The sequence below is a fragment of the Faecalimonas canis genome, assembly GCF_054601575.1.
The window spans coordinates 1-5,923 of record NZ_BAAHSI010000052.1; the positions used below are offsets into that span (position 1 = coordinate 1).

At 33.0% G+C, this 5,923-nt stretch carries 6 protein-coding genes and 1 pseudogene; 2 read left to right on the forward strand and 5 right to left on the reverse strand.

The window, feature by feature from the left end; genetic code table 11:
* Positions 1–3: 3 nt before the first annotated feature.
* From ACYPXO_RS10935 to ACYPXO_RS10950, 4 genes are all read right to left on the reverse strand, one after another.
* Positions 4–357 carry a hypothetical protein gene (locus ACYPXO_RS10935; protein ID WP_459640606.1) on the reverse strand — a complete coding sequence of 118 codons (354 nt, stop codon included), beginning with the start codon at positions 355–357 and terminating at the stop codon, positions 4–6.
* Between the two features lie 30 nt (positions 358–387).
* Positions 388–582, reverse strand: coding sequence for a hypothetical protein (locus tag ACYPXO_RS10940; protein ID WP_459640607.1), 195 nt, complete (start codon positions 580–582; stop codon positions 388–390).
* A gap of 238 nt (positions 583–820) precedes the next feature.
* On the reverse strand, positions 821–1,303 hold the full coding sequence (locus ACYPXO_RS10945; RefSeq protein WP_459640608.1) for a hypothetical protein: 483 nt from the start codon (positions 1,301–1,303) through the stop codon (positions 821–823).
* Between the two features lie 92 nt (positions 1,304–1,395).
* A complete protein-coding gene (locus ACYPXO_RS10950) occupies positions 1,396–1,923 on the reverse strand; it encodes a 2'-5' RNA ligase family protein (protein ID WP_459640609.1) in 528 nt (175 codons plus the stop codon).
* Between the two features lie 117 nt (positions 1,924–2,040).
* Here ACYPXO_RS10950 and ACYPXO_RS10955 point away from each other — a divergent pair, with 117 nt between their 5' ends.
* Positions 2,041–2,901: an arginase gene (locus ACYPXO_RS10955; protein ID WP_459640610.1), complete on the forward strand. Its 861-nt coding sequence runs from the start codon at positions 2,041–2,043 to the stop codon at positions 2,899–2,901.
* A 49-nt stretch (positions 2,902–2,950) separates the two neighbouring features.
* Here the strand turns inward: ACYPXO_RS10955 and ACYPXO_RS10960 are convergent.
* Positions 2,951–4,483, reverse strand: a pseudogene (locus ACYPXO_RS10960) (Mur ligase family protein); the annotation flags it as partial.
* Between the two features lie 187 nt (positions 4,484–4,670).
* Between ACYPXO_RS10960 and pepT the strand changes: the two are divergent.
* Positions 4,671–5,888: a peptidase T gene (gene pepT, locus ACYPXO_RS10965; RefSeq protein ID WP_459640611.1), complete on the forward strand. Its 1,218-nt coding sequence runs from the start codon at positions 4,671–4,673 to the stop codon at positions 5,886–5,888.
* Positions 5,889–5,923: the final 35 nt, after the last annotated feature.

The following is a 5,923-nucleotide window of genomic DNA, read 5'->3' on the forward strand; positions in this document are numbered from 1 at the left end:
TATTTATATTCTAACACCAGTGGCAATATTTATTGAGATATTCCCCAATACTTTATTTTTGCGATAATAAACTATACTGATAAACATACATATAATACTTATTAAAAGAAAAACACAATTTATTATGCATAGATTATATAGGCTATTTCCACACGAAAAATATATTGCTACATTAGAAATATCCGTCCATAAAACAAACAAAGTAAAAACTATATCAACAATATACGCAATAAAAGCTAAATGCTTAAAATTCTTATACGCCCAAATCATTACTGAAACAATCAACAATAAAATAGGTAAAGCAAAAACAAAGGCAAATAACCACTCTAATCCTGCAGAAAAACTAATGGCGTCCATTTATTTTTCCCCTTTCACTACTTACATATCTTAATAATCCTTTTCATCTATCATATCTCGTAAATATTTGCGATATAATATTCCTTCTTTCTCATATAAAAAATACTCATACTCATCCGGCTCTAAAATATCTTTATCTCGGTATACTGTTAATTTACCTGCTTCATTCACAATATCTTTATCATTTATAATTGAAATTTTTACAAAATTCCATGTTAAATACAATGCTACCACTTAAAAAAATCAATATAAAATAATAGAATATCCGAAATAAAACTGTTTCTTGTTTTGAAATAAAATTTTTCCCAAAAACTATTGTTCCAATGATTATTACTATTTGCCACAAACAAATCAAGATATGTCCAAAATCTACATTAAACCATGAACGTAATTCAAGATTAGCCGTTACATGCTGAATCATCCATTTTTCCCTTTCGCAAATAATATATAAACATGAAAATAACTATTTTTTGTTCAGTGTGTCTTCTATAATTTCAATACCTTTATTGATAAAACTGATTTTTCTCTTACTTAATACCTTCCCATTTTCCGAAATAGACACATACGCTATACCTACCTGATCATCCTCTGTTGAAGTAGGATTTCCCGTTAATGTCGTCCACTCTATGTTAATATCATCCTTTGTAATACTTGTATCAAATTTAAGTTTATATTGAAGTGGTTTAAAAAATTCGGAATTCGATTTTGAATTAACAACGATTACATTATCCTTATCTTGATATACTTCCACAGTGTAGTTCACAATGTCTTTTTCACTTTTAACATACTCTTTATTCGGAGAAATTGTTTCTTCATACACCAATTCCATTTTTTTAACTGATATTAAATTACCATTTTTTTCACTGTCTTTTACTGAACAACCAATCAGCCCGAAAACCAATAAAGACAGAAACAAAACAGAAATTATTTTACTTTTCTTTTTCATTTTCAACATCCCATTCTCTAATTTTATAGAGTTTTTTCCATATCTAAACACTGTAATTCTAAACTACTACAAATAATTATATTTCCTCCTCACTACATTTTCAACTCCACTCTCCACAATTCTTTATACGGATTTGTTTTCGCCAATCCGATATGTGTTACTTTCCCTCTAAACATTCCAAACTCGCCCTGCAATACCTGAACAGCCTGCAGCATCTCCCCTCCCGTCAATTTCTTTCCCACGGTCGCATGAGGTAACCACTGCATTGGACGATAATATGGACTTACACTTATATTCTCTTCCTGTAAAAAAATATTATAAAAATTTTTCGACAGATTTTGTAAATAATTATTCAATACCGGAGTAATATAAATAACCGATGGAAAAAACATTCCGACAGAACACCAAATAACCTCTCCGCTACTTAGTATTTCCGCCTTTTTCCTCAGTTTTTCAATAATTCTCACATTATCCCCCATTTCAAAGGAAGAAACCGTAATATGTGGCGGTACATGATTTTCCGTCATAAATACGTTTCCACTCATTTCCGCAATTTTATCTATATACCTCTGTATCTGCTCGTTTGTTTTCTCATCAAAATATAATGAAATAAAATACATTTTTCCTCCTAAAACACCATATAAGCCCCATTCTCGCTCACTTGCGATAATAATTTTACCATGATATAATAACATAACTTATCAATACTTAATACAAAAACGGAGGTTATTATTACTATGTTACATATATTTGGCTGCCCTATGCACTCTGGCGTAGGTGAAAAAGGATTACTTCATAGTTTGGATTACTTAAACACACATAACACATCTTTACATTTGACAACAATTCCTGAAGTATCGGTATCAGAAGAAAACGCTACACATTTAAAAAGATTTAACAGTGTTCTTGAAACCTGTACTTCCATTGCAGAATACAGTTATAAAAATATTTTATCAAAAGGAAACATACCTCTTTTTCTCGGCGGAGATCACAGTGCCGCTATTGGAACTGTATCCGCTACTGCCACACAGTATGACAATATTGGTTTAATCTGGATTGACGCTCATCCTGACATTAACACGGATTTAACATCTGCCAGCGGAAATATTCACGGTATGCCTATTTCCGCACTTCTTGGAAATTTAAGTCCTGCGGGGGAAAAACTTTCCAAAATCTTAACGGACAATCCAAAAGTAAAACCAGAAAACATCGTTCATATCGGCTTACGCGATATTGACCCGCCTGAAGCAATTATTTTAAAAGAATTAAATGTAAAACATTTTACATATGATGATATTAAAGAAAAAGGATTGGATACTTGCTTAAATGAAGCGATTGCTCATCTTTCACACTTAGAGCATATCCATCTGAGTTTTGACATTGATGCTGTAAATCCTCAATTACTCCCAGGCGTTTCTGTTCCGGTAAATGACGGATTTACTATTCCTGAAATTTACCATGTATTTGAGCGTCTTCTAGGCGAACTTCCAATTTCTGCTTTAGATATTATGGAGTACAATAAAGAATATGATAAAAATGATGTGACCGCTGATTTTGTTTCGGAACTCATCTCTTTTATTCAGAAACATTTTAATTAATGATAAAACCCAAAACAGACTGCTTTTACAATCTGTTTTGGGTTTTCTTTTACTGATGTGTTCTATTATATTCATCCAAATATTTTTTTACATAATCTGTATCTGATGGACAGTCAACATACTCGCATCCATATTTCTGTCTTGTTTCATTACCTTTTCCCGTAATTAACAAAATAGAAGGATTTTCCACAGACTCAATAGCCTTTTTAATTGCCTCTCCTCTATCTTCAATCATCTCATAAGGACATCCCTGTGCTTCTACATATTCTGCAATATCTCTTGAAATCTCTTCTACAGGTTCATATCCCGGATCTTCTGCCGCTAAATACACCTTTTTCGCATATTTTCCTGCGATTGTACCTAAATCACGGCGTCTGGTAAATGCTTTTTTACCCGGACATCCGAAAATACTGATGATCTCTCTGTCAGGATATTCTTCCTTAATAGAAGAAAATAATTTTTCAAAACTTAATTTATTATGAGCATAATCTACAACAGCAATAATTTTATTGTCATCACTTGTAGAAAGTTCCATTCTTCCACTTGATCTTGCTTTTTTCAATCCCGAATACATATATTCTACCGGAATGTTGAACTGACTTGCAACAGCGATAGTGGCGAGTGCATTTTCTACATTAAATAATCCCGGCATAGTTAATTCAAATTCTTTATCAAACTCTGCACAGCGAACATTGAAAATCGTTCCATTTCCTTCTTTATGAATATTGTAAGCATAAAAATCAGCATTTTCATTCTGTGTACTAATTGTAACAACTTTTGGAGCACACTGTGCCGCTTCCAAAATTCTGTCTGAAAAATCTGCATCCAAATTTACAACTGCTGTCTTTGTCTTTTGGAAAATAAGAAGTTTTGAAGAGAAATAATCTTCAAAATCTTTATGCTCAATTGGACTGATATGATCTTCACAAATATTTAAAAATACTGCCACATCAAACATCATCTCATTTACTCGTCCATATTTTAGTGCCTGACTTGATACTTCCATCTCAACAAATTCCATACCACTGTTCAATGCATTTCTGAAATATCCGTGAAGTTCTACTGCCTCCGGTGTTGTGATATGAGATTCTATCTTTTCCACACCATCATAAATATCAATTGAAGAAATAACAGCACTTTCCTTCTTTCCGTTTGCTGCTAAATAATCATCTAAAATAGATTTCATATAATATACGGAAGTAGATTTTCCTTTAGTTCCTCCGATACCAATTACATTTAATTCTTTCCATGCTTCATTAAAAAATTTGTTCGCTAATACCGGCATTGCTTTTCTAATATCTTTCACAAGAATATACGGAACATCTTCGTCTAATTCATATTTCTGTTCGCTAACATAACAAACTGCACCGTTTTTTATCGCTTCCTTCAAATACTCCTCTTTAAAAGCCATTCCTTTACAAATGAAAAGTGTATTTTCTGTTACCTTCTTAGAATCAAAAGTCAACTGTTCGATAACTGTCTGTCCTTTTCCAAATAATTCTTCCTCGAGTAAATTATCCTGTTCTTTTACTAATTGTGAGTATACATCAATTGTATATTTATTCATCTGTTCCATATTACCCTCCTTGTATAAATCTTTAGTTTTTGCCTAATTGTTTTCAATTATACACCATTGATAAATAAGTGTCAAACTTGTATTTTCATACAACACAAAGTATTTAACATACATTGAAAAATAATTGTTGAGATATGCTTTTTTAATGCTATAATAAATATATGAAAAAATTTTTTAAAGGAGATATGTGAATATGAGAGCATATGAAAGATTATTGAACTATGTTGTAGTTCGCACTCCAAGTGATGAAAACTGCGAGAATGTACCTTCTTCTCAATGTCAGTTTGACTTGGCTAAAATTTTAGTAGAAGAATTAAAACAACTTGGGATTGACAATGCCTACGTAAATGATAAATGCTTCGTATACGCAAAATTGCCAGCCACACCAGGCTATGAAGATAAGACAAAATTAGGTTTTATCGCACACATGGATACAGTTGCAGACTTCTGTGACCACGACATTGTTCCTGTTGTTACAGAAAACTACAATGGGGAAGACCTTGTACTCGGCACAAGCGGACGCACTCTTGCCGTAGCTGATTTCCCACACTTACCAAGTTTAAAAGGACGTACTTTAATCACTTCTGACGGAACAACAATTCTCGGTGCTGATAATAAGGCCGGAATTGCTGAAATCATGACTATGTTGGAAAGAATTATTAATGAAAATATTCCTCACGGTCAGATTAGCGTTGCATTTACTCCAGATGAAGAAATCGGAACAGGAGCTCAAAGTTTTGATGTAGAAGCATTTGACGCTGATTTTGGTTATACTTTAGATGGTGATTTAGAAGGCGAAATTCAGTACGAAAACTTCAATGCTTACAAAGCAACTTTTGATATTACAGGATTCAGTGTTCATCCTGGTTCAAGTAAAAATACAATGATTAACGCAAGTTTAGTTGCTATGGAAATCAACTCCATGTTACCTTCCGGAGAAACTCCACGTGGAACAGAAGATTATGAAGGTTTCTATCACCTTGTAAGCATGAGCGGTGACGTTTGTAAAGCAACATTAAATTATATCGTCAGAGATCATGATGCTTCTTTAATGAATGCACGTCTTAACACTCTTCGTTTGATTGAAAAATTAATGAATGAAAAATGGGGCGAAGGTACTGTTAAACTGGAAATCGCTGAACAGTATAGAAATATGGCTGAAATCGTAAGTACTTGTATGCATCTTATCGAAAATGCAAAAGTTGCCTGTGAAAATGTTGGAGTTACACCAAATATTATCCCTATCCGTGGCGGTACAGATGGATGCCAGTTAAGTTTCAAAGGACTTCCTTGTCCAAACTTAGGAACAGGAGGACACGGTTATCACGGACCATACGAACATATCAGTGTTGAAGGTATGGACGCAATGACAAATGTAGCCGTAGAAATCGTAAAATTATACGCAAAATAAAAGAAATACATAAATGAAAATAAATATCCACCCGC